General features: G+C 59.6%; 20 protein-coding genes, 6 pseudogenes and 1 other annotated feature. Of the genes and pseudogenes, 9 read left to right on the forward strand and 17 right to left on the reverse strand.

What is annotated here, in order from left to right:
• Positions 1-19: 19 nt before the first annotated feature.
• The 8 genes and pseudogenes from ACT3S6_RS00280 to ACT3S6_RS00315 all read right to left on the reverse strand — a co-directional run.
• Positions 20-1084, reverse strand: a pseudogene (locus ACT3S6_RS00280) (transposase); the annotation flags it as partial.
• Between the two features lie 114 nt (positions 1085-1198).
• A complete protein-coding gene (locus ACT3S6_RS00285) occupies positions 1199-2188 on the reverse strand; it encodes a tyrosine-type recombinase/integrase (RefSeq protein ID WP_444553251.1) in 990 nt (329 codons plus the stop codon).
• The gene (locus ACT3S6_RS00290) at positions 2185-3126 is read right to left on the reverse strand and encodes a tyrosine-type recombinase/integrase (protein WP_444553252.1); all 942 of its coding nucleotides are present in this window, start codon (positions 3124-3126) and stop codon (positions 2185-2187) included. The genes ACT3S6_RS00285 and ACT3S6_RS00290 overlap by 4 nt, the downstream gene beginning before the upstream one ends.
• On the reverse strand, positions 3123-4370 hold the full coding sequence (locus tag ACT3S6_RS00295) for a tyrosine-type recombinase/integrase (protein WP_444553253.1): 1248 nt from the start codon (positions 4368-4370) through the stop codon (positions 3123-3125). Before ACT3S6_RS00295 ends, ACT3S6_RS00290 begins: the two co-directional genes overlap by 4 nt.
• Before the next feature lie 136 nt (positions 4371-4506).
• A pseudogene (locus ACT3S6_RS00300) lies at positions 4507-4830 on the reverse strand (IS3-like element ISAar46 family transposase); the annotation flags it as partial.
• 93 nt (positions 4831-4923) lie between these two features.
• The gene (locus ACT3S6_RS00305) at positions 4924-5298 is read right to left on the reverse strand and encodes a tyrosine-type recombinase/integrase (protein WP_444553254.1); all 375 of its coding nucleotides are present in this window, start codon (positions 5296-5298) and stop codon (positions 4924-4926) included.
• A gap of 160 nt (positions 5299-5458) precedes the next feature.
• Entirely contained in the window at positions 5459-6661 is a 1203-nt protein-coding gene (locus ACT3S6_RS00310) for a tyrosine-type recombinase/integrase (protein WP_444553255.1), read from the reverse strand.
• A 126-nt stretch (positions 6662-6787) separates the two neighbouring features.
• Positions 6788-7567: pseudogene (locus tag ACT3S6_RS00315) on the reverse strand (IS256 family transposase); the annotation flags it as partial.
• Between the two features lie 326 nt (positions 7568-7893).
• Here ACT3S6_RS00315 and ACT3S6_RS00320 point away from each other — a divergent pair.
• From ACT3S6_RS00320 to ACT3S6_RS00340, 5 genes and pseudogenes are all read left to right on the forward strand, one after another.
• Positions 7894-8145 carry an IS110 family transposase gene (locus ACT3S6_RS00320; RefSeq protein WP_444553418.1) on the forward strand — a complete coding sequence of 84 codons (252 nt, stop codon included), beginning with the start codon at positions 7894-7896 and terminating at the stop codon, positions 8143-8145.
• A complete protein-coding gene (locus ACT3S6_RS00325; RefSeq protein WP_444553419.1) occupies positions 8100-9149 on the forward strand; it encodes a transposase in 1050 nt (349 codons plus the stop codon). The genes ACT3S6_RS00320 and ACT3S6_RS00325 overlap by 46 nt, the downstream gene beginning before the upstream one ends.
• A 381-nt stretch (positions 9150-9530) precedes the next feature.
• Entirely contained in the window at positions 9531-10124 is a 594-nt protein-coding gene (locus ACT3S6_RS00330; RefSeq protein ID WP_444553256.1) for a tyrosine-type recombinase/integrase, read from the forward strand.
• Positions 10121-10675, forward strand: a complete 555-nt coding sequence (locus ACT3S6_RS00335; protein WP_444553257.1) for a hypothetical protein — start codon at positions 10121-10123, stop codon at positions 10673-10675. The genes ACT3S6_RS00330 and ACT3S6_RS00335 overlap by 4 nt, the downstream gene beginning before the upstream one ends.
• A 68-nt stretch (positions 10676-10743) precedes the next feature.
• Positions 10744-11084: pseudogene (locus ACT3S6_RS00340) on the forward strand (transposase); the annotation flags it as partial.
• Positions 10971-11084, forward strand: a sequence feature (AL1L pseudoknot). Its footprint overlaps the pseudogene before it by 114 nt.
• A gap of 180 nt (positions 11085-11264) precedes the next feature.
• On the opposite strand, the gene ACT3S6_RS00345 reads toward ACT3S6_RS00340, so the two are convergent.
• Positions 11265-12014: an ATP-binding protein gene (locus ACT3S6_RS00345; protein ID WP_444553258.1), complete on the reverse strand. Its 750-nt coding sequence runs from the start codon at positions 12012-12014 to the stop codon at positions 11265-11267.
• The gene (gene istA, locus ACT3S6_RS00350; protein WP_444553259.1) at positions 12011-13567 is read right to left on the reverse strand and encodes an IS21 family transposase; all 1557 of its coding nucleotides are present in this window, start codon (positions 13565-13567) and stop codon (positions 12011-12013) included. The genes ACT3S6_RS00345 and istA (ACT3S6_RS00350) overlap by 4 nt, the downstream gene beginning before the upstream one ends.
• Positions 13568-13645: 78 nt before the next feature.
• Between istA (ACT3S6_RS00350) and ACT3S6_RS00355 the strand changes: the two genes are divergently transcribed.
• Positions 13646-14491 carry an IS3 family transposase gene (locus tag ACT3S6_RS00355; protein ID WP_444553420.1) on the forward strand — a complete coding sequence of 282 codons (846 nt, stop codon included), beginning with the start codon at positions 13646-13648 and terminating at the stop codon, positions 14489-14491.
• A gap of 31 nt (positions 14492-14522) precedes the next feature.
• On the opposite strand, the pseudogene istA (ACT3S6_RS00360) reads toward ACT3S6_RS00355, so the two are convergent.
• Together istA (ACT3S6_RS00360) and ACT3S6_RS00365 are read right to left on the reverse strand one after the other, a co-directional pair.
• Positions 14523-15464 (reverse strand): annotated as a pseudogene (istA, locus tag ACT3S6_RS00360) (IS21 family transposase); the annotation flags it as partial.
• 163 nt (positions 15465-15627) lie between these two features.
• A pseudogene (locus ACT3S6_RS00365) lies at positions 15628-15834 on the reverse strand (IS21 family transposase); the annotation flags it as partial.
• 459 nt (positions 15835-16293) lie between these two features.
• Between ACT3S6_RS00365 and ACT3S6_RS00370 the strand changes: the two are divergent.
• On the forward strand, positions 16294-16497 hold the full coding sequence (locus ACT3S6_RS00370; protein ID WP_444553260.1) for an IS3 family transposase: 204 nt from the start codon (positions 16294-16296) through the stop codon (positions 16495-16497).
• Between the two features lie 376 nt (positions 16498-16873).
• Here ACT3S6_RS00370 and ACT3S6_RS00375 read toward each other — a convergent pair whose 3' ends face one another.
• Genes ACT3S6_RS00375 through ACT3S6_RS00395 form a run of 5 tightly spaced genes read right to left on the reverse strand, consistent with a single transcriptional unit; the run spans position 16874 to position 22050 of the window.
• Positions 16874-18064 (reverse strand): glycosyltransferase family 4 protein, encoded by a 1191-nt coding sequence (locus ACT3S6_RS00375; RefSeq protein WP_444553261.1) that lies wholly within the window; start codon positions 18062-18064, stop codon positions 16874-16876.
• Positions 18052-18708, reverse strand: coding sequence for an acyltransferase (locus ACT3S6_RS00380; RefSeq protein ID WP_444553262.1), 657 nt, complete (start codon positions 18706-18708; stop codon positions 18052-18054). The genes ACT3S6_RS00375 and ACT3S6_RS00380 overlap by 13 nt, the downstream gene beginning before the upstream one ends.
• Positions 18695-19975, reverse strand: a complete 1281-nt coding sequence (locus tag ACT3S6_RS00385; RefSeq protein WP_444553263.1) for a hypothetical protein — start codon at positions 19973-19975, stop codon at positions 18695-18697. The genes ACT3S6_RS00380 and ACT3S6_RS00385 overlap by 14 nt, the downstream gene beginning before the upstream one ends.
• 28 nt (positions 19976-20003) lie before the next feature.
• Positions 20004-20852 carry a glycosyltransferase family 2 protein gene (locus ACT3S6_RS00390; protein ID WP_444553264.1) on the reverse strand — a complete coding sequence of 283 codons (849 nt, stop codon included), beginning with the start codon at positions 20850-20852 and terminating at the stop codon, positions 20004-20006.
• A complete protein-coding gene (locus tag ACT3S6_RS00395) occupies positions 20833-22050 on the reverse strand; it encodes a glycosyltransferase (protein WP_444553265.1) in 1218 nt (405 codons plus the stop codon). Before ACT3S6_RS00395 ends, ACT3S6_RS00390 begins: the two co-directional genes overlap by 20 nt.
• A gap of 352 nt (positions 22051-22402) precedes the next feature.
• Here ACT3S6_RS00395 and gmd point away from each other — a divergent pair, with 352 nt between their 5' ends.
• Both gmd and ACT3S6_RS00405 read left to right on the forward strand, forming a co-directional pair.
• On the forward strand, positions 22403-23437 hold the full coding sequence (gmd, locus tag ACT3S6_RS00400; RefSeq protein WP_444553266.1) for a GDP-mannose 4,6-dehydratase: 1035 nt from the start codon (positions 22403-22405) through the stop codon (positions 23435-23437).
• Positions 23438-24409 carry a GDP-L-fucose synthase family protein gene (locus ACT3S6_RS00405; protein ID WP_444553267.1) on the forward strand — a complete coding sequence of 324 codons (972 nt, stop codon included), beginning with the start codon at positions 23438-23440 and terminating at the stop codon, positions 24407-24409.
• Positions 24410-24499 lie beyond the last annotated feature (90 nt).

Genomic DNA, 24499 nt, shown 5'->3' on the forward strand with positions numbered 1-24499 from the left:
AAGGTGAGTTAGGCGGCCGTTAGGCTGCTGGGTTTTCGGCGGTTTCGAGTGGCTGGTTGATCCAAGCCGGCCCGGGTAGAGCCAGGATCTTGGGATCAGCGGCTGTGCTGAATCGGTGGGGATGCTTCGCCCGGGCCGCAGCCAGGGTCTGTGAACGCTTTACGGCGACCCCATCGGCGAAGCCGTAGTGCACGTTGGCCGGGGTGTGGAACCCGATGCCGGAGTGCTGGTGGTGATGATTATACCAATCCACGAATCCGCTGATGAAGGTCCTCGCATCGCCCAGAGAGGCGAAACGCTCCGGGAATTCCGGCCCGTACTTCATCGATTTGAACAGGCTTTCGCTGTACGGGTTGTCGTTGCTCACCCGGGGCCGGGAATGCGATCGGGTGACCTCCAGATCCGAGAGCAACCCGGCAACGGTCTTCGATGTCATCGAGGTCCCGCGGTCCGCGTGCACGACGTCTGGTATCCCGTGGATGCCGAAAATCTCCTTCATCATCTCCACCGACAGGGCCCCGGATTCGGTGGCGTGCACGTGCGCGCCGACGATGAACCGAGAATGGATATCGATCATCACGTAGCAATCGAAGTACTTGCCCTTGACCGGGCCGGCCAGCTTGGTGATATCCCAGCTCATCACCCGGCCGGGGGCGGTGGCGACCAGTTCAGGGATCGCCCGAGCCGGATGCTTGGCCAGCCGGCGGCGTTCCTTTACCTGCTGGTTCTCGGCAAGGACCCGATAAAACGTGGAGACCGAACCGAGGTAGATGCCCTCATCGAGCAGCTTGGTATAGACCTGTAACGGCGCCAGGTCCACGAACTGTGGTGAGTTCAGTGCCGCGAGGATCTCGGCCCGCTCCGCGGTGCTGAGCCTGTTCGACGGGACTACCGGCTCGTGATCTTCCGGCACGGCGGGCTTGCGGTAGATCGTGGTGCGCGAAAGACCGACCAGCACCGCTGCCTTCCGCGTCGGCACCGAAGCAGCCACCAGTTGGCGGTAGGCGGTGGTCATTTCTTCTTGGACTTCGGATCTTCCGGCAACTCGGCGATGGCGTTCTCGAAGAACGCCGAGAGTTTTCCCATCTTATGAGAACGTTCTCATAAGATGGGTTATCCGGATCTTCTGGTTATGCGGATGTCTGCATGACGTGCCTGATCAGCGGGCCAAGCGGTGCCGAAAGTTCCACATAATCCCTTAGAGTCCCTCCAGGAATGCTAGGAGGTCGCCTGTCGGTTTGTATCTTCCTGTTTCGGTGGCCAGCGGAGCTGTCCGATCCAGGGCGCGTTGCTTAATGGCCAAGTCGGCATGGAGATACGACGCGATCGAGTCGAGCGACTCATGTCCGAGCCAAAGCGAAATGGTCGCGGCGTCGATGCCGGAGGCGAGCATTCTCATCGCACAGGTATGGCGCAGAACATGGGGTGTCACTGATTTGCCGTGCAGCGTAGGGCATCCAGTCTGCGCAGTTTTTGCATGGGCAGCAAGACGCTTGGTGACGGCCGAGGTCGTGATCGCACGATTGCTGCCCTGGCCGGTGAAGACCGGTCCGTCCGCGTCGGCGACCTCGCCTCGCCAGGACCGCAGCGCCTGCACCAGCGGCGGCGGCAGTGGTGTGGTTCGATCTTTGCGTCCCTTGCCGTGGCATCGTAGATAGCTCGGCTGCTCGAGTTGGACTTCCGGCCAGCAGGTGCCGGTCAGCTCGGATACGCGAAGGCCTGTGACGACGAGTGTGCTTATGATCAGCCTGTCTCGGCGGCCGACCCACCGCGTGGCATCCGGTGCGGCCAACAGCGCGTTGACCTCGGGATCGGTGAGGTAGCAGATGTCGGGGCGGGCGGTGCGTTTCGGAGCGATCGCCAGCACCCTTGCGATCAGGTCTGCATGTTGTATCTGGTCGTAGGAGGCATAGGCGAACACGGCATGGATTCCGGCCAGTCGTGCGTTTCGGGTGACTGGGCTGTTGCCACGGACCTCTTCCAGATGACTCAGGAACGAGATAATCATCTCGGCGTCGAGGTCACTGAAGTCTGCTTGGTCCGGGCGCACGTGCTTGTGCTGGTGGACATATTGCAAAAGCAGTCGCCAGGTGTCGCGGTAGGAGGCGATCGTGTGGTGGCTGGCCGCTTTCTGCCCGGTGAGATACGAGGTGAAAAACGTTTGCAGTGTCGAGGTGAGCGCGGTCATGGCAGTCGTCCGTCCCGCTGGGCTGCGACGACCTTGGCCTGCACCAGTTCCAGCAGCTGGGGTGTGGCCGTCAAATACCAATACGTGCTGACCGGGCTGACGTGCCCGAGATACGTTGCCAGCACCGACACCGTTGCATCGACGTCGGCCCCTTCCCGGTGGGCTCGAACCAGTGCATTCGTGCTGAACGTGTGCCTCATATCGTGCAATCTCGGGCGCCGGGTTCCGGGGTGGGCGGCGTAGCCGAGTTTGTCGATCAGGGAACGGAAGGCGACCTCGGCGCTGCTGGCGTGCACCCGGGTGCCGATGAACGTGAGAAAGAAGGCCTGAGCGTCGGGCCCGTCGATAAGGGCGGTCGTCGCCCGCCGGTAGTGGACAAGCGCGGCAGTGGTGCTGGGGTGGATCGGCACCAGCCGTGGCCGACCGCGTTTACCGGTCACCGCCAGTACGTTGTTCCCGGCATCGAGGTCCGCGACGTTCATCGCCAAGCATTCGCTGATTCGCAGGCCCGTGGCCGCCATCAGGCCAATGATCGTGGAGATGGTCAAAGCGCGAACCGTTGGATGCAGCGCCGATGCGGCAGCGATCAACGCTCGAATCTGCTCGTCAGTGTAGATGTAGGGCACCCTCCGGACCGTCCGGGCCGCGATGGCGCCGGGCGGGATCAGCTCGGCCCGGTCGGGCTCACGGCTGTGAATGTATTCGGCCAGGCCGCGCACTGCCGATAGCCGCTCAGCCCACCAGCACGGTGTGGCCCCGTCCGGAGCGCAGGCCCATCTGATGGCGCTATCGACGGTGATCGAATCCTGCCCGGTGGCGGCCAGCGCGGCGAAGAAGCCCGAGAGTATCTGCTCGTGTCGAGCCAGCCGGTGCCCCATCGCCCGGCGCAGCTGCAGATACTCACCGCTGTACTGGACCAACTTCTTCTCCGCGGTCACCACGACACCTGCGCACCACTGGCAGGATCACTGACGGCCACCGCGGCAGTAGGCCAAGGCACTACCATTGTTCGCAATGACTGCAGGTCCACTTTCGCGTAGATCTGGGTCGTGGCACGATCGGCGTGGCGCAATAGTTGGCTGGCTTCGCTCAGGTTGCCACCGGCGGCCATAAGGGCGGTAGCGGCTGTGTGGCGCAACCGGTGCGCGCCGATCCGCTCGCTGATGCCTGCCCGGACGCCCAGGCCGGTCATGATCTGGCTGATGCCCCCGGCAGTCATGAACCTGTGCGGCGCCAGGGCGCGGACAAATACATGCCGATCGTCCGTGGCTGGGCGCCCCGCGCGCAAATAGTCGGCAAGGCCGACTCCGACATCGGCCGGTAGTGGCATCAGCGCAGGCAGACCCGCCTTGCCGGGCACCGTGATTGTGCCCGCACGCCAATCGATGTCATCGATTCCCAACGCAGCGGCTTCCCCGGAGCGAAAGCCTAATCTGGACAGTACCGCGACCAGCGCCACGTTGCGCAGTGCCTCGGCGCCGCAATCGCCTGCCTGCCGGCGTATATCTTGCAACTGCGTGTCGGATATGGCCTTCGGCAGCCCGGAATATGAGGAATAGGCGACCGGGCCGGCCGCTCCATCGAGCCTCGTGGCAGTCATGCCGGTCATGAACATCCACCGCAGCAACGACCGGATGGCGGTCGCCGCGACCGACACCGAGCCAATGGATTGCCTCCCGGCAAGCCCCAACAGGAAACCGCTGACTTCATCGGCGGTCAGGGACCTGAAATCCTCGCCGCTGCGTTCTGCCCGCCGCCGAATGAACGGCCCGGCCTGATTCAGGTAGTTCCTCACCGTTGCCGGGCGCAGCGCCCGCTCCGAGGTCAGGTGCAGAGCGAATCCGGCAAGCAGCCGATCTGCCTCCGAGAGCGGTTTCGGCGCATCGTGTTCGCGAGAGATGCCCTGCGCGTCGACAAAATCGATGAATGGCCGCAATGCCCGCGCCGTGCGCAAATTCACGTGCGTGCGCCGCCACGAGAGCAGAAACGATTCGACTACCGACTCCGATAGGCCGGCCGCGCCCATTTCTCTGTCGGCAAGCCAACGGGACAGGCCCGCGATAAACCGCAGCTGGTGCGTGACCGTGCCTGGGGCATAGCCCAGACGAAACAGTTCTTCCCTAAATTCGGGCACCAGCCCCGCGAGCGGGCCCGAGACCCGCACCTTCAATGGATCACCCATGATCCTTGTCCTTCCACTTGACGAATGGAAGAGCAACGATCCTCCGATCGGAGGGATTATGTGGAACTTTCGGTACCACTTGGCCCGCTGATCAGGCACGTCATGCAGACATCCGCATAACCAGAAGATCCGGATAACCCATCACGTCCAAGGCTGCCTCGGTCTGTTGCAACCGGCTCTCGCTCACCCCCAGCTGGCGACGCAGGCGCGCGATCTCGGCCTGCTCCCGGGAGAGCTTCCCGATGGCCTGACCGGCCTTCTCACCTTCGAGGACACCGGCATCACGCAGCTTGCGCCACTCGGTGATCTGGGAGGAATACAGTCCCTGTTCCCGCAGGAAGGCACCACCTTGCTGACGGGTGCAGGCGTCCTCGTACTGGGTCAGGAACTCAAGCTTCTGCGCGGGGGTGAACGACCTTCGAGGGGTTGGTCCACCGGCACGGGGTCCGGAAGTACTCATGGATCCATCTTGGCCCATTTCGGCCATAGCTAGATTGGTCATAATGATTGGTTTCCTGGTTCTCGCCCTACGTGATGGGGATGATTTGCTCTGTCACCGTGGTACCGCTCGATCCTGACACGTAGGGATCCGCAACAGCTGCCGACTCGTATCAACATCGGACACATCCAGCCGGATGGCCTCGCCGACCCGCATGCCCGTGGTCGCCAGTAGCCCAATCAAAGTGGCCATCGTTGCCTGTCGTTGGCGGCAGGACAGGATCGAGGCGGCATCCATCAACGCCAAGATCTCGGCGGCCGAATATAGATACGGCGTGGCCCGCGGCCGGCTGTAGGGCAGCAGGCCCATCGCCGGGACTTCAACCCCGGGGTCCGAATTGCTCAGGTAGCGGGCAAAGGAACGCACGACGGAAAGCCGGTAGTTGCGCCAACTTCCCTGGGCAGCCTGGGGCAGGTTTGCCCAGGACAAAGCGGTCGCCGTATTGATTCCGGCTGCGTCCGTGGCGAGAAGGTAGTCGATGAACTGGTTCAGCAGCTTCTCGGTACGCGCCAGCGCGTACCGAGCGCACGACGGGTCCGCAGGTATTCCGCCAGTGCCAGCCGCAGGCGATCACCTGATCTGGCATTCATCACGATCCCCCCGGCCAGACGCGGGTAAGGCCTCTGAGGGCTTCACGGTCGACTTTGGCGTAGATCGCCGTTGTGAGTTGGCGTTGATGGCGAAGAACCAATCCGACGTCCGCCAATGACGATCCACCGCGCAACATCTGTGTTGCCGCCGTATGGCGCAATCTGTGAGCGGGGATCGTTCCCAGTCCTGCCCGCCGGGCCGCGCGGGCGACGGCAGAGCTGAGTCCAGAGGCACTCATCGGACCATGGGGTGCCTTATGTCCCAGGAACACCGCAGCGTGGTGGTCCCCGGGCGGACGGGCGTAGCGCAAATAGTCCACCAGCGACTCGCCCACGTCGACGGGAAGCGGCAAACGCGCCAGATGGTTTCCCTTGCCGCGCACCACGAATTCCCCCGCGGCCCAGTGCATATCGTCCAGCTCGAGAGCCGCGACTTCACCAGCGCGCAGGCCAATCCGACAGAGCAACAACATGACCGCGTGATCGCGGCGCCCGCCCGCGCTACTACGGTCGCAGCCCGCCAGCAATGCCGCGAGCACTTCGGGCTCCAGATCTTTGGGCAGAGCAGCCTGCGACCAGCCTGCCGCCGACGGCACCGCGTCCACCGACACAGACAAAGCAGTGCCCTCCAAATGCAGGAAACCCAGGAAGGAGCGCACCGCCGAAACACATAGCTGCGCTGAGGACACCGCCTCGCCGGCGCACCTCTTCGCGAGGAAACGTTCGACGTCGATAGACGTCAACCCATCGAATCCAAACCGGGAAACTTCCAGCCGGGCGAGAACCAATGGGCGTATCCGGCCGATGTAACAAGTGACCGTCGATGCGGCCAGACCCCGCACCTGCGCGAGATACCCGGCGAAGCGTTCCACCATGAGTTGCGGCGCAGTCGGTGCCGCCGTCGAGGTGACCACGATCCCACTGGTGGCCAATACCCGACACAAGGGTCGCGCTGACTTCAACGTCCGGTAGTTCACGAAACCAGCCGCCCGGCGAGTGGAGAAGAACTTCTCCAAGGCCTCGACTGTCACATCCCCGACGCCATGATGCTCACAATCCATCCAATGGCTTAGATGGGCGACGAACGCCATGTGCTGGCTAGCCGACGAGGCTGTGTATCCAACCCGCCCCAATTCTTCGGCAAGCGCCGGTGCATAATCCTGTAACGGGCCTACGATCAACGATCTGAGAACCTTGATCATCCTGCTCTCCTCTCAACTGAATGAGAATCAAGCGTCTCCCCAAGGTCCGGATTATGCCGCCGTCACTTCCGCGAAACCCGCATGGAATATGGGCAATACCGGCGACGTCGGCATAATCCAGACATCGGCATAATGGGTGCGGCACCGTTGCCAGCTTGCCCCTGGAAGATTGGCCCTGATCGCTTCGACCAGTCCCGCGTGGGCGTCCGAGGTCACCAGCTGGACGTCGGTGAGCCCGCGGGCGACGAGGTCGGCGAAGAACGTGTTCCAAGCAGCCCCGGTCTCGCTGGTCGCGGCTTTGACCCCGAGTACTTCTCGACGTCCGTCGGCGTTGACACCCGTAGCGACCATGGCCACCGCGTTGACGACCCGTCCACCTTCACGGACCTTGATGGTCAACGCGTCGGCTGCCACGAGGCTGAAGGGACCTGCTTCGCCCAGGGGCCGGTGGCGGAATTGTTCGACCTGCTCGTCAAGGTCGGTGGCCATGCGCGAGACCTGGGACTTTGAGAGGGAATGGATGCCTAGGGTTTTGACGAGTTTGTCCATCCTGCGGGTCGATACCCCCGCAAGGTAGCAGTCCGCCACCACTGTGATCATCGCGGTCTCGGCGCGCTTGCGGCGCTCGAGAAGCCAATCGGGAAAATAGGTTCCTTGCCGCAGTTTCGGGACCGCGACGTCGACGGTGCCGACCCTGGTATCCAGTGGTCGGTGTCGGTATCCGTTGCGTTGATTGGCCCGATCCGGGGCAGCAGTACCGTACTCGGCGCCACATACGGCGTTGGCATCGGCGGAGAGCAGGGCGTTGATCATGGTTTGCAGCATGGAGCGCATCAGGTCTGGGGAAGCGTCGGTCAGTGCTTCGACAAGCAGGCGTTGAGGGTCGATAATTTGGGTAGCGGTCATCGTGGCGATGTCCTTTCGAGTGGGTTGTAGGAGATTCCTCGAAGGATACGTCCGGTGGCCGCTCTTGTATTCTGCGGGCGACCGGACGCTACACATAGATAATGGTCATGTTCCCCGGCGTCAGCGTGGCTCACTATTACACCGACGTCCTCGTACAGGGTTGTCTTTTTGTGGATCTGTCCGCCGGTGCCGGGGCACCCTCGCGGGGTCGGGAGGGACATGACTTGATAGGAGCCTGACCGGTAGTCGTCTCACCTTTGTGATGTCTGCCCACCCTTCCCGCGGCGAAGAAAACCGCCTCGGAAAGGAAATGCACCATGAACGTCATGACAAATCCACCACCGTCCACGTCACCGGGTCTGCCGCCTGGAACACTGGTGGCGGGTATCGATACGCATAAAGACACCCACCACGTAGCGATCCTCGATCACATTGGCCGAGCTGTCTTGGACCGGCAATTCATGGCCACTCCCGATGGATATCGGAAAGTCGTGGATTTCCTGCATTCGGCGGGAACCGTGGAGCGGTTGGCATCGAGGGGACCGGGTCCTATGGCGCCGGCGTCACCCGCGTTTTGAGCGCGGAAGGGTTCAACGTCGCTGAAGTCGCCCGCCCCAATCGCAGATCCAGACGTCTGCGTGGCAAGTCCGACCCGCTGGATGCGAAGCAGGCGGCATTGAATGTCCTGGCCGATGCGGACACCTCAGTGCCGAAGAGCGGTGGTGGGACCGTTGAGGTTCTGCGTATGCTGCTGGCTGAGCGCCGGTCTGCTTCCAAGGCCCGTGCGCAGGTGATGAACCAGATCCATGCACTGCTGGTAACTGCCCCGGACACGGTGCGTGAGGGCTACCGCAGTCTGGGATCCATCGTGCTGGTCGGTGTTCTTGCCCGCTCGAGACCCCGGACCGGGACAGGACCGGAGTATGGTGCCCGTCAGGTGCTGAAGCGCCTAGCCGTCCGGCATGTTGCTTTGACCACGGAAATCGCCGTTATCGAGCAGGAGATGTCACCGCTTCTCATCGCTGCGAACCCGGCATTGATCTCCCTGAATGGAGTGGGGCCGGTGACTGCGGCCACCCTGATGGTCGCCGCAGGGGATAACCCGGAACGGTTGAACAGTAGGGCCTCATTCGCGGCTCTGACCGGTGTTGCCCCGATTCCTGCGTCGTCCGGTCAGCGGTCCCGCTTCCGCCTTTCCCGTGGTGGGAACCGGCAGGCGAATAGTGCCCTGCATCGGATCGTCCTGTTGCGCATGCGCCATCACGAGCCGCGCACTGATGCCTACTTCGCCAGGCGGCGGGCGCAAGGACTTTCGGATCGGGACATCATGCGCTGTTTGAAACGCCACATCGCCAACGAGGTTTACAGGGCGTTGATGGAGCCAGGACTTGAAGACCCCGTCGGACGCCGGCTCCGTGAGTTACGTGATGAAGTCGGAGTACCGCTTAGCGTGCTGGCCAACACCCTCGGAGTGCCTCGTCAACGGCTTCAACGTTTGGAAGCCGGCATCCGTGCTGACTCCGAACTGGAAGCAAGAGCAACCGTGATACTCACCCAAATCAGTCATCAGTTGGCTGCTTGACGACAATAGGAGCATCCACTTTAGGGGGCACTACTCCCGAACTCTGGGCTCAATACTGTGTTTCGTCCGGTCCAAGAGTACTTCGAAGCGTGGCTGACCCACCAAGGCCTGGCCCGGGACACTCAGGACCTGTATGCAGTTGTCGCTCGCCGAACATTGGCGTCGTGGCAAGGTCGAGGAGTCACAGACCTTCGGGCCTTGGGCGGTGCAGAGGTGGCTTTCGCTCTGATTTCACTGGCAGAAAGCTACCATCCTGGCAGCATGAGGACGGTGCTCTCGGCGATGCGGGTGCTATGTCGTTTTCTTGAAGAGTCCGCAGGATGCTCGGGGCTCTCGCGGTCAGTTCCGAGGGGCACGTCACGACGCGTGAGGCATGTTTCCGTGCTGCCCTCCGAGAAGATCGAGCTGCTGACAAGCTCGCCCGACCCGGATACCGTCACCGGAATCCGGGACCGTGCCATGCTGCTGCTGGGAGCGCGAACCGGGTTGCGCCCCGTAGACATCGTGGCCCTGCACCTGCAGGATATCGACTGGCGACAAGGACAAATCACTCTGGTGCAACGCAAGACGGGCGTGGTGCTGAATCTGCCGCTCTTGGCTGATGTGGGAGAAGCCATCGCCGACTACCTGCTCCATGACAGGCCCACCGGGGTCAACGACGAGCACGTGTTCCTGAGGACCCAAGCCCCGTATGTTGCCATTGCACCTTCAAACGGATTGCATCACGTGGCTACCTGCGCATTTGCCCGGACGGGCGTCGGTTCCGATCCCGGGATGGGCCACGGTTTTCGGGTGCTGCGGACATCCTTTGCGACCCGCATGCTGGAAGGCGGTACCCCGTTGCCCGTCATCTCCGAGGCGTTGGGCCACCGTGGCATTTCCTCGGCCAAGCACTATCTGGCTGCTGACGAGGCACACATGCGCGAATGCTGTCTTGATTTCGCGGGGATCGAACCGCGAGGAGCACTGTCATGAGCGGGTTTGTTAGTGGTTTGGCCCCTCATGTCCAGGGGTTACTGGAGCTCAAGCATGCGATGGGGCTGCCCTATGAGACCTCGGAACGGCATTTGTTGGCCTTCGACACCATATGTTCCCTGCGCTATCCAACCCAGACCACCTTATCGAAGGCCATGGCCATGCAATGGGTCGTAAAACGCCCGAATGAGCACGTCAACGGTCAGATTCGACGGATCACCCCGATCAGGCAGCTCGCCAAATACATGGCGTCGGTGGGAGCCGAAGCCTATGTCATCCCCAAAGGCATTCCCGGACGGCAGGTCCATTACCGTCCGCACATCTTCTCCCACCGGGAGTTGCGGGCACTTTTTGATGCCGCCGACGCGATCCTGGTTTCGCCGTTTGGTGGACAAAGGCAGCTGATCATCCCGGTGATGTTCCGGATGCTCTATTGCCTGGGTCTGCGTCCGGGCGAGGCGCGGAAACTTCACCGCAATGATGTCGATATGGCCCATGGTTCGGTGCTGATCCGAGTGTATTGCCCCGGGTTTGATGGAGACATCGAATAACCGGAAGGATGGATCTCATGCCAGCGAAACCGAAATACCCCGCGGAGCTGAAAGACAGAGCCACGAGGATGGCCGTCGAAGCCCGCCGCGACGTGACCACCAGGACCGGCGCCTACCGACGCATCGGAGAGCAACTCGGCATCAATCCCGAGTCGCTGCGGAACTGGGTCAAGCAAGCCGAAATCGACGGCGGTCAGCGCCCGGGCACCAGCAGCGACGAAGCCACCCGTCTTGCCGAACTCGAACGCGAGGTACGCGAGCTACGACGGGCGAACACGATCCTGCGCCAGGCCTCGACTTTCTTCGCGGCGGAGCTCGACCGCCCCTCGAGATGATGTGCGCGTTCATCGACAAGCACCGCGGTGAACACGGGGTCGAGCCGATCTGCCGCCAGCTGCAGATCGCCCCTTGTCCCCTACTACGCACGACGTTTCCGCCCAGCCTCTGCGCGGAGCATCCGCGACGCCAGGCTGACCTGAGTATTTGAGGCTCTGAGCACCACCCAATCGTGCGGTTCAGCACCACCGATCGTGCGGGAGAGCGCCAGCGGTGGTGTGGCTGGGAACCCGCTGACGCCATCCCTCATCGATTACGCGCTGGTCAGTGCGATGTGCTCTCTCATGTTGTATTTGCCCGTTTCAACCCAGATTGTGTTGTGGATGATCCGGTCCATGATCGCGTCCGCGTGAACGCCGGCGCCGAGGCGCTGGTGCCAGTCCTTCTGCGAGTACTGGGTGCAGAACACCGTCGACGTTGCGCCGTAGCGGCGCTCCATCAGCTCCAACAGCATCCCGCGCATTGATTCCGTCGGCCGGTCCAGGAGCCATTCGTCAACGACCAGAATCGTGAACGCGGCGTATTTGCGCAGGAACTTCCCGGAACCGCCGGGGGTGTCTTGGGCGGCGACCCAGGCTTCTTCGAGGTCGGGCATGCGGACGTAGTGGGCGCGGATGCGGTGCTCGCAGGCGCGTTTGGCGATCGCGCATCCCAGATACGACTTCCCCGAACCGGTAAACCCCTGGAAGACAACGTTCTGTTCTCGGTCCACGAACGAGCAGGTGCCGAGCTGGGTCAGCAACGGCCGGTTCAGACCGCGCTCGTCGAGCAAGTCGATACGGCGCAAATCAGCGTTCGGATAACGCAACCCCGCCCGTCGGATCAGCCCGGCGACCTTGGAGTGCGTGAACGTCGAATAGGCGTCATCTACGACCAGCCGGACGCGTTCATCGAACGACAAGCTGATCGACAGCGTCTCGTCTTGGCCGTCGATCGCCTCGAGCAGCTCGCCGGCGTTCATCTCGCGGAGCTTGCGTTTGGTCTCCGCGTCCAGGCGGCTCAACGGTTCCCTCCCGCGTAGTAGGCGCTACCACGGACGTATCCGCCATCATCGCCCTCGGGCTCCTGGGGGAGGTGGCCTGTTTTGTCCTGCCCGGTGTCGAGGATCGGTCTCAGGTGTGCATACCGCGGGGAGCGGATCGGTCCTCGCAGCGCGAGCTGACAGGCCGATTCGACCCGGGCCGGGCAGAACCGGCGCGATAGGCGCAGCACTGCCAACGCCGGGTCGAACCCGGCCTCCTCGATGGAGGTTGCCTCGAAGATCTTGCCGATAACCGTCACCGTGGCCGGGCCCATCCTGGCTGCCCAGTCCTGGATCCGGGCCCGGTCCCAGGCCTGCCAACTGCGCCCCTCGGGAAGGTCCGCGTCGTTCGTCTGATACCGATTCACGGTCGTCGCCGGTAGCAGCAGGTGGCTGGTCAGGCGCTCATCGCCCCTATAGACCTCCAACATCGTGTCCGTGACGCGAAGATCAACATGGCCGCCGATGTGGCTGAAAGGCACGGAGTAGAAGTTCTTCGCCCAGACCACGTGGGCGTTCTTGTTCACCTTGCGCTGGTAGGACCACGTGCTGATTTCGAACGGGACTGCCGGCAGCGGTTGCAGCAGCGGCAGCTCTTCGGTGGTGAAGACGCTCAGCCTGGACCCTTCCCGTTTCTGGAACGGTTGGCGGTTATAGGCATCGATCTGCTCATGGATCCGGGTGCGCAACTGTGCCAGGGACGTGAACTGTTCCTGCCTGAGCCCCGCGATGATCCAGGTCGCGACGTGGAAGACCGTGTTCTCGACGCTCGCCTTGTCTTTGGGGGCCCGAACCCTGCCCGGTAATACCGCGGCCGAATAGTGCGCGGCCATCTCACGGTAGGCGTCGTTGAGAACGATCTCTCCCTCGCGGGGGTGGGAGATCACCCCGGTCTTCAGGTTGTCGGGCACCAGACGCGGGACGCTGCCGCCGAAGAAGGCGAACATCGCCACATGGGCGCGCAGCCACGACTCCTGGCGCATATCCAGGCTCGCTTCCACGAACGCATACCGACTGAAGGGCAGGCAGGCGACGAACAAATACACCTTCGAAATCTCACCCGTCGTCGGATCCAGCAGCGCCATCGTGGGCCCGGACCAGTCGACCTCGATGCTGCGGCCGGCCTTGTGCCCAACCCGGGACGAAGCCCCGGTCACGGCGGCGTGTTCGGCGTAGAGCCGGCAGAACCGGTCATAGCTCATGACTGCCTGCCCTTCGCGGGAAAACGCGTCGACATACTCCTGGTGCAGCAGCTTCAACGTCACCCCCACCCGGGCCAGCTCGGTGTGGACCCGGGCCCAGTCCGGCTGCGCGAATACGCTCTCGCGGACCCCGCGGCCGGGAAACAACGCCGAATACACCTCGGCCTCCGACAGCTCGGCGACGTCATCCCAACCGAGACCCGCCAGCTCCGCCGCATCGAGGACTGCTTGAATGCTGTGCCGGGATATCCCGTGGGCGGATTCAATTGCCCGTCTCGACAGGCTTTGATTCCGCAGCTGCAAAACCAGCTTCGCTTTGATCTTCCGTACCATTACCGGTACTCCTTCCACCACGTGGCCATCACATGGTGGAAGGAGCTTTTCAGGTGGTGCTCAACCGCGCCATCAGTGGTGCTGAACCACATCAGTCGCGCTACCGGGTCATGGTGCTCAACCGCACTACAAGCGGAGCCCACAGAAGCCAATATTCAGACCGGTCTAATCCACCAGGTCCATAGCGAGAACTACGGCGTCTACGGGGCCAGGAAGGTCCATGCCGAGCTGCGCCGACAGGAAATCCCGGTCGCACGCTGCACCGTGGAGCGGCTCATGCGCACCGAAGGACTACGCGGCGTCTCGCGGTCCAAGAGCCCGCGGACGACGAAACCGGCCCCGGAGACCGGGCGCCCTGCGGATCTGGTCGAACGCCGGTTCAACGCGTCAGCGCCGAATCGGTTGTGGGTCGCTGACATCACCTACATCCGGTCGTTCGCCGGCTGGGTTTATGCCGCGTTCGTCCTCGATGTCTTCTCCCGCCGCATCGTGGGATGGCAGGTCTCCACCCGCCTCTACACCGAGTTGGCCCTGGATGCTCTGGACATGGGCATCTGGACCCGGACCAGGGATGGCGCCGAGCTAGCTGGCCTGACACACCATTCCGACCGTGGAGTGCAATATCGTGCCATTCGCTATGCCGAGCGGCTCGAGGCCGAAGACGCCGTCGCGTCCGTGGGATCAAAGGGCGATAGTTACGATAACGCCATGGCCGAGGCCCTCAATTCGCTGTTCAAAGCGGAGCTGGTTCGCAACAAGGGCCCCTGGCGGGACATCAACGACCTCGAGGTCGCCGTTGCCGAGTGGGTTGATTGGTACAACTATAAGCGCTTGCACGGTGAGCTTGGACACGTTCCGCCCGTCGAATTTGAACGGGCTAACGCCCCCGTTTACCCACCGGAGTCAGTATCAGTTTCCAACTAAATTAGTCTCCATCAAACCCGGGGCTTGACAGTTCCTCCTCGGCGAAGACGCTGGCTCTGGAACCGGGCCGCTTTTGGAACGGTTCCGCGTTATAGGCTTCCACTCGCTCGGTGATGGCTGATTTGAGTTCCGGCAAAGTGGTGAAGCGGGCCTCTCGCAAGTCGGCGATGATCCACATCGTCGCATGCCAGACCGTGTTTTCAACGCTAGCCTTGTCTTTCGGCGCCTTCACGCGTCCGGGGAGAACCGCCGCGGAGTAGTGCGCGGCCATCTCGCGATAGGCGTCGTTGAGCACGATCTCGCCCTCGCGTGGGTGCTTGATGACCCCGGTCTTGAGATTGTCGGGCACGATTCTGGGCACCGAGCCGGTGAAGGACTTCGAACATCGCCACGTGCGCCCTCAGCCAGGTGTCCTGCTTCATATCCAGTGTGGGCTCGACGAACGCATACCGGCTGAAAGGAAGGCACCCGACGAACAAGTACACGGTTGTGGTCTTCCCGCTGGTCGGATCGGACAGCTGCATCGTTGGTCCGACCAGTCGACCTCGACCGTCTGGCCTGCTTTGTGTCCGACTCGGGAGGAAGCGCCGGTGATCAGCACATGGCGCTGGTAGGTCCTGCAGAACCGGTCGTAGCCCATGGCCGGGTCACCCGTCACGGCGCATGAGTCCGCATACTCGCCATGCAGCAGCTTCAGTGTCACCCCGACGCGGGCCATCTCCTTGTGGATCCGGTCCCAATCCGGCTGGGCGAACACGCTCTGATGCTCGCCGCGGCCTGGGAACACCAGGGCATACACCTCGGCCTCCGGGTGGTCGGCGATAGCATCCCAGTTGATATCGGCCGCGTCGGCGGCTTCGAGGACCTCGGTGATGCTCTTGCGGGACATTCCCTGTGATGTCGCGATTGCACGACCGGACAGGCCCTCGGCGCGCATCTGCAATACGAGCTTGGCTCTGATTTTCCGTACCATTGATGATTGCTCCTTCCGCCGCGTGCCCTATACACGCGTCGGAAGGAGCCTAAGCCGGGTGGCCCCCAACAGCGCCATAACCGGCCCCGAAGCCCACTAATGCTGAATATCTCTACTGGCCCCCGAAGGCACGACCGGTGGCCCCCAGTGAAGCGAATATTCAATCGACCCATTCCTCGATTTTCGTCAGCCACGCGTCGGTGACGCGGGCTCTGTCGATACCGGCGCCCGGGGCGCGCCCGGAGTCACGCTCTTTCACGAGCCGGTCGACGGTGTGGTGGGAACAGCCATGGAGCTCGCTGGCGCTACGCAGGGACTGGGTTAGATCATAAGTTGCAAGAATATTCACGGTTTCTAGGGCATCCTTCATTCAGGGCCTCTTCCTGTTTTGGATTCGATTCGACACCGATATCCAACCGGGAAGAGGCCCCCGTCGTCTCACGACACGACGGGGAAACGAGTTACGCGGGCAAACCGTGTGGCCATCACTGGGCAGAACTCGTGGCCATGCTCGGGCAGTTCCGGTGGCCGTCAGCGGGTAATTCCGTGGCCACCTACGGGCAGTTTTTCACGGCCGCTTACAGGCACGCGAGTTGATCGCTGACCGAATCACAGAAGAACGTGTGAATGCCCCTAGCAATCAAGCCAAGGAGGTCCACCGACTCGGCGTGCTCATTGATGCACTTGCCGGACGGGTCCGCAACCAGGAAGAACGCCTCCGGCAACTCGAAAGCAGGCCGAACACCACATCGCGTTGACCCACGATTATTAGCCGGTTATGGCACAGTCTCATCTTCGATTAGCCGGTTAATGTTTCGACAACGCAGCCATGGAGTCATTCTGGGGCCGCATGCAGACCGAACTCCTGGACACCCGAAAGACCTGGAAGACCGTCGTTGAACTCATCACGGCAATGGACGCCTGGGTGGATTTCTACAATGGCAAACGCCGGCACAGCTACGTCGGCTATATGAGCCCCGACCAATACGAAGTACTCTGGAACGACCTCAACAACCCGCTCTTATTCACATAAGACCGGCGGAAAACGCGGGGCCCCTATCATACCGATAAGGAAATCCGCCGTTGCATCAAGCGCTATCTGGCCCACCGTATCTACAGGACGCTCAACACCTCAGCCGAGATAATGAACGCGGCTTGACAGACATAGAAGAGTCCGAAGACCCAATCGTCGGGCCGGAGGCCTTCCACCAACAATGGCCTTGGCCGGCCATCAGACCTGTATCCAGGAGCCCCTCCCGCCTTGAAGAAAAACACTACAAAACTGTCTCAAAAACTTGACGACCTTAACGATTTGCGAGCACCTACCGTAAGACAACGTGGCGCTTCGTCGAGGGCGCCTCCACGAACGGATGATAGAACTAGGCTCTTCAGAACACGAACTGCGCTGTCTAGTGTCGTGCGTCCTTAATAGAATTCAACAGTTCCAAATATTGATCGGTAACGGCGCCCAAGTCAAACCTGGGTGACAGCTCACTGTCCGCACTGCCCGAGATTTTGGCATAAAGAACTTGCTCACCTATCAGACGCATCATAGCGATGAAGTACGAATTAACGCTTCCAGAAACGAGATACCCCGACTCTCCTTCATCAAGTGTATAGCTAACGCCCCCAGCTTTTCGGCTCGCAACAATCGGTACGCCGAAGCTGCGGGCTTCGAGGATTGCCAGACTACACGCTTCCCATCTGCTTGGATGGACCAAGATATCGATCTGGTTCTTAAGGAATGACTGTATCGTTTTATTTTCGACAGGGCCTTCGAAGTGGAGCCCCTTCGAAATACATTTCTCACGCGCCCAAACAGCGGCCGGACCATCAGGTTCATGTCCTTGCCCAAACAGGTGCATCTCTGAACCCGGAACAGCTGCCCTGACTCGCGCGAACGCCCTAATCGCTGTGCGTGAATTTTTCCTTCGATCAAATCCATTTGCAACTACGGCGAGTACGGGCTGCTTGTCTCGTCTAATTGCTCTGCTCCACCCAGATGGTGAGATCGGATTGTCCAGCCCGTTTGGCAAGACCGAGACAGCGGCATGTCTCGCGCAGAACAGTTGGACTTCTCGGGCCAAGCTTGGCGCTACGGCTGTTATGTTTCTTGCCTTACGCAATGTGCGGATGCCTAACATCTCGCGTAACCACCAGTACGGGTGCGTGCCGTAATGTCGTACGACTGAGATCGGACCATCATGTGCAGTGATCAAGGCATCGGCCTGAACGCGCAGAGCTGCAGCCCCGAACTCATAGATCCAATGCGCATGAATAACGTCCGGACGTTCCGCCTCCACTGCTAGACGGACCCACTCAATTTCTCTCGCGAAAAGGTCCAATCCTCTGGCTCTCGCACTTCTTCGCCGCGGGACAACCACAACATCTAGGCCTTCCCCTGCCAAGCGCATCGGTTCCCACAAATGTTCCGAAGAAGTTACAACTACCACCTCATGTCCGCGGTTCAAGTAGGCAACTACTAACCGGCTTATATACGAGAAAGAATAGGTGGGAGGGGCTTCGGAAGGCGTGAAAAGATAGTCTTCCAGCAAATTCAAATCACAAGGGCCGAGAACTGCGATTTTCACGTGACACACTCATCCGTGGCGACTGCCCGAATCAAACGTGCCGGGACTCCCGCATAAACGCTACCCGGGAGGACGTTTTGAGTCACAACACTACCCGCCCCAATAACCGCTCCACGTCCGATCTCGACGCCTTTCAAAATCAGTGCCCTAGCCCCTATAAACACATCATCCCCAATCACTACGGCATCTTGTTCTTGCCACAGTGGCATAGCAGAATATCGACGAGGCTCGACGTCAATAGGGTGAAAGTCAGTGTCAGCGATTAGGACGTCAGCGCCAATAAGACATCTAGCACCTATAGTAATGCTGCCGGCCGCGCAGATAGTAGTCCCGCTGAGACCGGTATCGTCACCTATCGTAATTTTGGCCCCGGAAAGCAGTGTACGTAGAATCACGGGCCGGGAAACGCCAAGCGCGGTTGCACGGGATTTGCTGCACAAGACCACTCGATTCCCTATTTTTATGTGGCTTCCGCCTGCAACTGAGGTGATAGGACGCCCCTCAACTCTGACCCTTTGGCCTACAACGGTCCCTGCTCGACACAGCTCGAGGCTCCAGGCAAAGGAACGACAACGCCGGCCACTTCGGACGGCATAGCGTCCAATATTTTTGGCCTTGCCCAACGCTCCTCTAATCATCTCACTCGCTCTCATGCATTGCCCTTTCGCTAAGATCTGTAGGCCGGGAACCAAGAACGCGAGGTCCAATTAACATTATCGCGATAATTGGAGTAAGGTACCACTGCAAATTGTAAAAGACACAATATAGCCCAAGACCGAGGAATATAGGAACCCGGACGTTGTTGGCGATGTATGACTGACGACGGAGGTGACTAGCCATCCACAGAAGACCCGTAATGAGCCCGGATAAGCCTAAACGCAGGGTCGCGCCAACATACCAGGAGTGGGGAACGTAGTCGATAATCAATCCATCCTCTCGCATACGTTCATACCCACGGCCAAACGGCCAACCGAAGAATGTCTCTACTAGGCCGGCGTTGACCAACTCACGCAAACTGACAAACCAATCAAATACACGTCCATCAAGGGTCCTCGAATCAGACGACGACTCTGATATCGATCTCCCCAATTCTCCGAGGCTTCCTGCGATGGCCAGTATCGCTACTATAGTCACGCCCAAAGTCGTGAATACGGCAAGCGGAATCAATCGACGGAGATTAAGGATCGCGTATGCCACGAACATTGCGAATGCAGCCACCCAAACCGAGCGATGCTGCGCAAGTACGACAACCCCTGTAAGCAGCGCAGAATAGACCACCCACATCGCCCGCCGCTTCGCCCGATACCGATCAAGCGCTAGTATTGCAGCGATTGAGATAATTATCGTCTGCCCAGAAGTAGTCAGGCGCCCCACGCTAACGTCGTCTCCAGCAATCTCACGGGTGCCCACATAAGTACTTGTGCTCCCGAAGCCGTATTGTGCTAAGTGGAAGAGCCAAACGACTGAAATGGCGCAGCCTAGCAGGATTATCAGAATCTGAGCTTTCTCTACCTCTCGCTTCGACAGCGAGTTCATCGTCCAGCAAAAACAGCAGACAATGTAGATCCAGGGTCTGGCTTCATTAAGCGAGCCGGACATCCCGAATTCTCGAGCACCTAAGACTACAGACGCCGCAAGTAGAAGCAAAAAGGTGGCCGCCAAAATAGCTGAGGCTGTAACGGATCGGAACCGGCGGATGTCGAGCCTAAAAAACAGTGATAAGACCAAGACTCCGGCAATTGCATCTGTACATCCGATTTGTATGCTTCCGACGGAGAACAGCATCGGCAGGTAGGGTACGTTCCACTCAATTAGGGCAACCATGCCCACAATCGCCAAACCGAGAATTGGAAACTTGCCAATTCCCCAAGCAAGGAAGAAAGCCCCTAGGACAGCGCTGATAAGCACAAGTAAAGTCATTTTCTCCCATTACGCCGGATCGGAGCAATCATCGAGCCTGCTTCAGGATAACCCGCCGTACCCACCAGAAAGCGTAACTTCTCGCCATGTGGAGCCACCATGTTTGGGGGGCAATTTTTTCTAGGAAGAGCTTTAACGCTCGAGGGTTACCGCCGCCTTTCGTGCCAGTGTACGACTTCCAGTCGGCCCAAACTGTTGTTGCCAATCTGCTCGGGTTTCTAGAACACGTACCGTATGTACTGGGCGCAAGCAACACAGAAATATTAAGTCTTCTAGCTCGGACGCCGTAATCAAAGTCCGCCAACCCATGGGGATACTGTCCATCAATTCCCCCGACCTTTTTTGCTATCCTTATGGGCACTACAACTACGTTGCCATTCATGGTGTCTACGGGCTGCATCGTCGCGGACGGTTCGACAATACTGAACTTCAGTGGAGATGGCCCAGTTTTTGTGAGCCCCCCATAGGTTGTTCTCCCTGAAAGCGGGTCGCGCACTGCGGCGACGATAATTGCTGACGGAAAACGCTCCGATGAGACTAGAAGCCGCGAAAGGCCATCTCGATCCAAGATAACATCATCGTTCAACCAGAGGATTCGAAGGGGCTGGCCTTCGCAGGGACCCTCTAGTTGTGTGAGTTCGGCCTCTGCCATCGATCTTGCCCAGTAGGCATTCCCATTGCCATGTATCACTTGGACATGGGGATACTTTCGCTCCACTTCCTCAGCTGTCCCGTCAGTCGAGCCATCGTCATACAGCGTGATCCGAAGGGCCACCTCCGCAAAGCTAGCCGCATTGATCAGGCTATCCAAGCAGGTAGTAGTTTTCTCCACGCGGTTGTGAGCCGCCAACAGAACACTAAATGCTGGCTGTACCATCGTCCAATTCCCACCATTCCGTCAGTAACCTTGGCGCACGGGCTAGGTCCCAACGCTCAGATTTCTCGGACCTGCTCACTCTCAAAAGTGAGGCAATTTCTGCCGCGATTTGGCTAGCGAGGTCGCCCACCGGACCGACAATTCGTCCTCCCACTTTCGATTGCCAGACGGTGCTTTCACAACCAGAACCAGCGACTGCAACAGTGGGAATCCCCAACGCCGCTGCCTCACCGATGACCCAAGCAGCCCCTTCTCGAGCCGCCGGATGAACTAAGACCTGGGACCGAGCAAGCTTGGCCAATGTCTCTTTATGCCCCAGCGCACCCGTAAATTCTATACGGTCGGCTACCTGCAGTCGTTCTGCAAGCTTACGGAGCTCACCCTCCAAATGTCCGCCCCCGAGTACTTGCAAGCGGGCATTGCTCAGAGCGGGAAGAGCCATCGCCTCAATAGCAATCCATGGTCGCTTTCGGTCAATCAACAGACCGCAATAACTGATGAGCCCAGGTTCTGTCTCAACGTCCACCAATTTCGATAGTTCAACAAAGATGTTCGGCTCAAGAATAGAAATGCGACCTTTATTAGCAAAATAATCGCGTGTATAACTATTCGTAGCGATGATTTTCTGAAATTTTCGCGTGGTTCCGTACGCCATTAGCCGGGCTACTTTAACACCTAGCGCTTCAGCTAAGGACGGATACTTTCTTCGCCATTGACGTACTGCTGAAGACGGCACGGCCAATGGACCCCAGATGCGAATCGTGCCGGACACAGGCGGTAGGCACGAGGGCATCGACGCAGTCGCAAAGGTCACTTGATGCATCGTTAAAAAATGATATGACTTGCTCAGGTCCTTGATCCGGCGCCGAGCACGAATGGCCCAATCCAAATAAGTAACCCGGGTCTTCGCCGTTCCGTATTTCTTCGCGAGTTCACACGCTATCGAGATAGCAACGATCTCGACAAACCCCGAATTGATCTCGTCCTTCAGTCGCTCTGCCAAGGCCGTCTCATCCCGGGTGTCAACCACGCAAATGAGCTCAAATCTCTTCGCCACCGCGAGTTGGGCAGCTGCTTCTACGAATGCCCACCCTACGCCGCCTTCGCCGCCACCGCTCGGAACGGTCGAGAAGGATGCAATAAGTCGCTTCAAATTGCCACCAATCCATGGAATTGACTTGTTGAAAGATACACCCACTAGTAGGCGTGATTTTCGCGATCGATGGTCCAAAAATGCTGCGCAACCCCTGGCACCTCCACGATATCGAGTTAGCGCTAACACTCCGGGCTTGAGAATCCCTTGGTGTCCACCGGTCGAGACCGGCTTGCCTTAGCATGAAAAGCCTCGACCTAAGCTTCCACGGTGAATCTCATAGCCGAGTACTTGAAACAATAACTAAAGTTTATTATTTTATCGCGCCCTATGACACTAATTCATGATGGGTCGTCCGCTCGCCGCTCCCTGCGATACTTAGCACAGGATATAGTTAATATTTGTTGTTGACCAAGTCGAGATTTTAGAGGTCTTGACGAACAAAACAGGGGGATCCATGACGAAGAAAGCACTCATTACCGGTATCACAGGACAAGACGGTTCATACCTAGCCGAACTACTCCTGGGCAAAGGCTACGAAGTTCACGGGCTGATCAGGAGAGCGTCGACGTTCAACACAACTCGCATCGATCACCTTTACGTTGATCCGCACCAGTCCGACGCCAAGATGTTCCTGCACTACGGCGATCTCTCGGACGGTGTGAGACTCGCGACGCTTCTGGCGCAAATCAACCCGGACGAGGTCTACAATCTCGCTGCGCAATCGCATGTTCGCGTTTCCTTCGATGAACCCGAGCACACCGGGGACACCACCGCCATCGGAACCATCCGCCTCCTTGAAGCCATGCGCATGGCCAACGTTGACGCACGCTTTTACCAAGCATCATCCTCAGAGATGTTCGGCGCTACACCTCCCCCACAGAACGAAGAGACCCCTTTCTATCCACGTTCACCCTATGGAGTTGCGAAGGTATACAGCTACTGGGTGACCAAGAACTACCGTGAGGCCTACGGCATGTACGCCGTGAATGGCATCCTTTTCAACCACGAGTCCCCTCGACGTGGGGAAACGTTCGTGACCCGTAAGATCACGCGCGCTGTCGCCGCAATCAAAGCGGGTACCCAGCACGAGCTATACATGGGCAATCTCGACGCCGTTCGGGACTGGGGCTACGCCGCTGAATTTGTCGAAGGTATGTGGCGGATGCTGCAAGCCGACGAGCCAGACGACTTTGTGCTGGCGACGAACGCTGGCTACACCGTCCAAGATTTTCTGCAATTCTCCTTCGAGCATGCAGGTCTCAACTGGAAAGACTATGTGAAGTTTGACGAGCGCTACCTTCGCCCTACGGAGGTCGACGCCCTGGTCGGCGACTACTCGAAGGCCGAAGAGAAGCTCGACTGGGTGCCGACAGTGAAGACGCCCGAACTTGCTCGAATTATGGTGGACGCGGACATCCAAGCGCAGAAGAATGCCGGCACTCCCTGGATCGATAACGTGGCGCTCAAGAGCTGGGTGGTTTCTGCCTAGATGCCGGACGTCCACTACACCGCACGGCCCCTCGAACGCGATGCAAGAATCTACGTCGCCGGACATCGAGGTCTCGTCGGGTCTGCGATCAAACGTAAGCTCGAGGCCGAGGGATTCAACAACATCATCAGCCGGACGTCGGCCGATCTTGATCTCAAGAATCGCGATGCCGTATTCGACTTCTTCGCGAAGGAGAAGCCACGCCACGTTGTGCTGGCAGCTGCCAAGGTAGGCGGCATCTTGGCCAACGACAACTACCCCGCGGACTTCCTCAGTGAGAATATGCAGATCCAGGTCAACACCATGGACGCTGCGCTTGCATACGACGTTGACCGGCTACTTTTCCTGGGTTCATCCTGCATCTATCCAAAAATGGCGCCCCAGCCGCTCAAAGAGGAATACCTGCTCACCGGGCACCTAGAGCCAACCAACGACGCCTACGCGATCGCCAAGATTGCTGGCATTCTCCACGTGCAGGCTGTGCGACGCCAGCACGGCAAGCCATGGATCTCCGCCATGCCCACCAACCTCTATGGCCCGGGGGACAACTTCTCCCCCGCGGGGTCGCATGTCCTACCGGCACTCATCCGCCGGTACGACGAGGCGGTTACCTCTGGACTTGAATCCGTGACGAACTGGGGAACCGGTTCCCCACTTCGCGAGTTCCTCCATGTCGACGACATGGCATCGGCGTGTCTGTTTCTTCTCGAAAACTACGATGGGGACGAACAAGTCAATGTTGGCGTCGGAACCGACGTCACCATCAAGGAACTCGCGGAGACAGTAGCCAAGGCAGTCGGTTACGCCGGCGCCATGGAATGGGACACCAGTAAACCTGATGGAACGCCGCGGAAACTGATGGACGTCAGCAAGCTCTCGAAAGTAGGGTGGACAGCGTCCATACCCCTCGAGCAGGGGATTCAGGATACTGTCGATTGGTTCCGCGACCATCAGGATTCCTTCCGTGGTTGACGCCGACGCGTGGGAATTCGAACGTCCGGGTGTGTACTTAAAATTGACACCTCGACATTGAACCGTTCCCTGGTTGGACTAGGCAATGAC

Source organism: Arthrobacter sp. AOP36-C1-22, from assembly GCF_052377515.1.
Classification (GTDB): Bacteria; Actinomycetota; Actinomycetes; order Actinomycetales; family Micrococcaceae; genus Arthrobacter_H.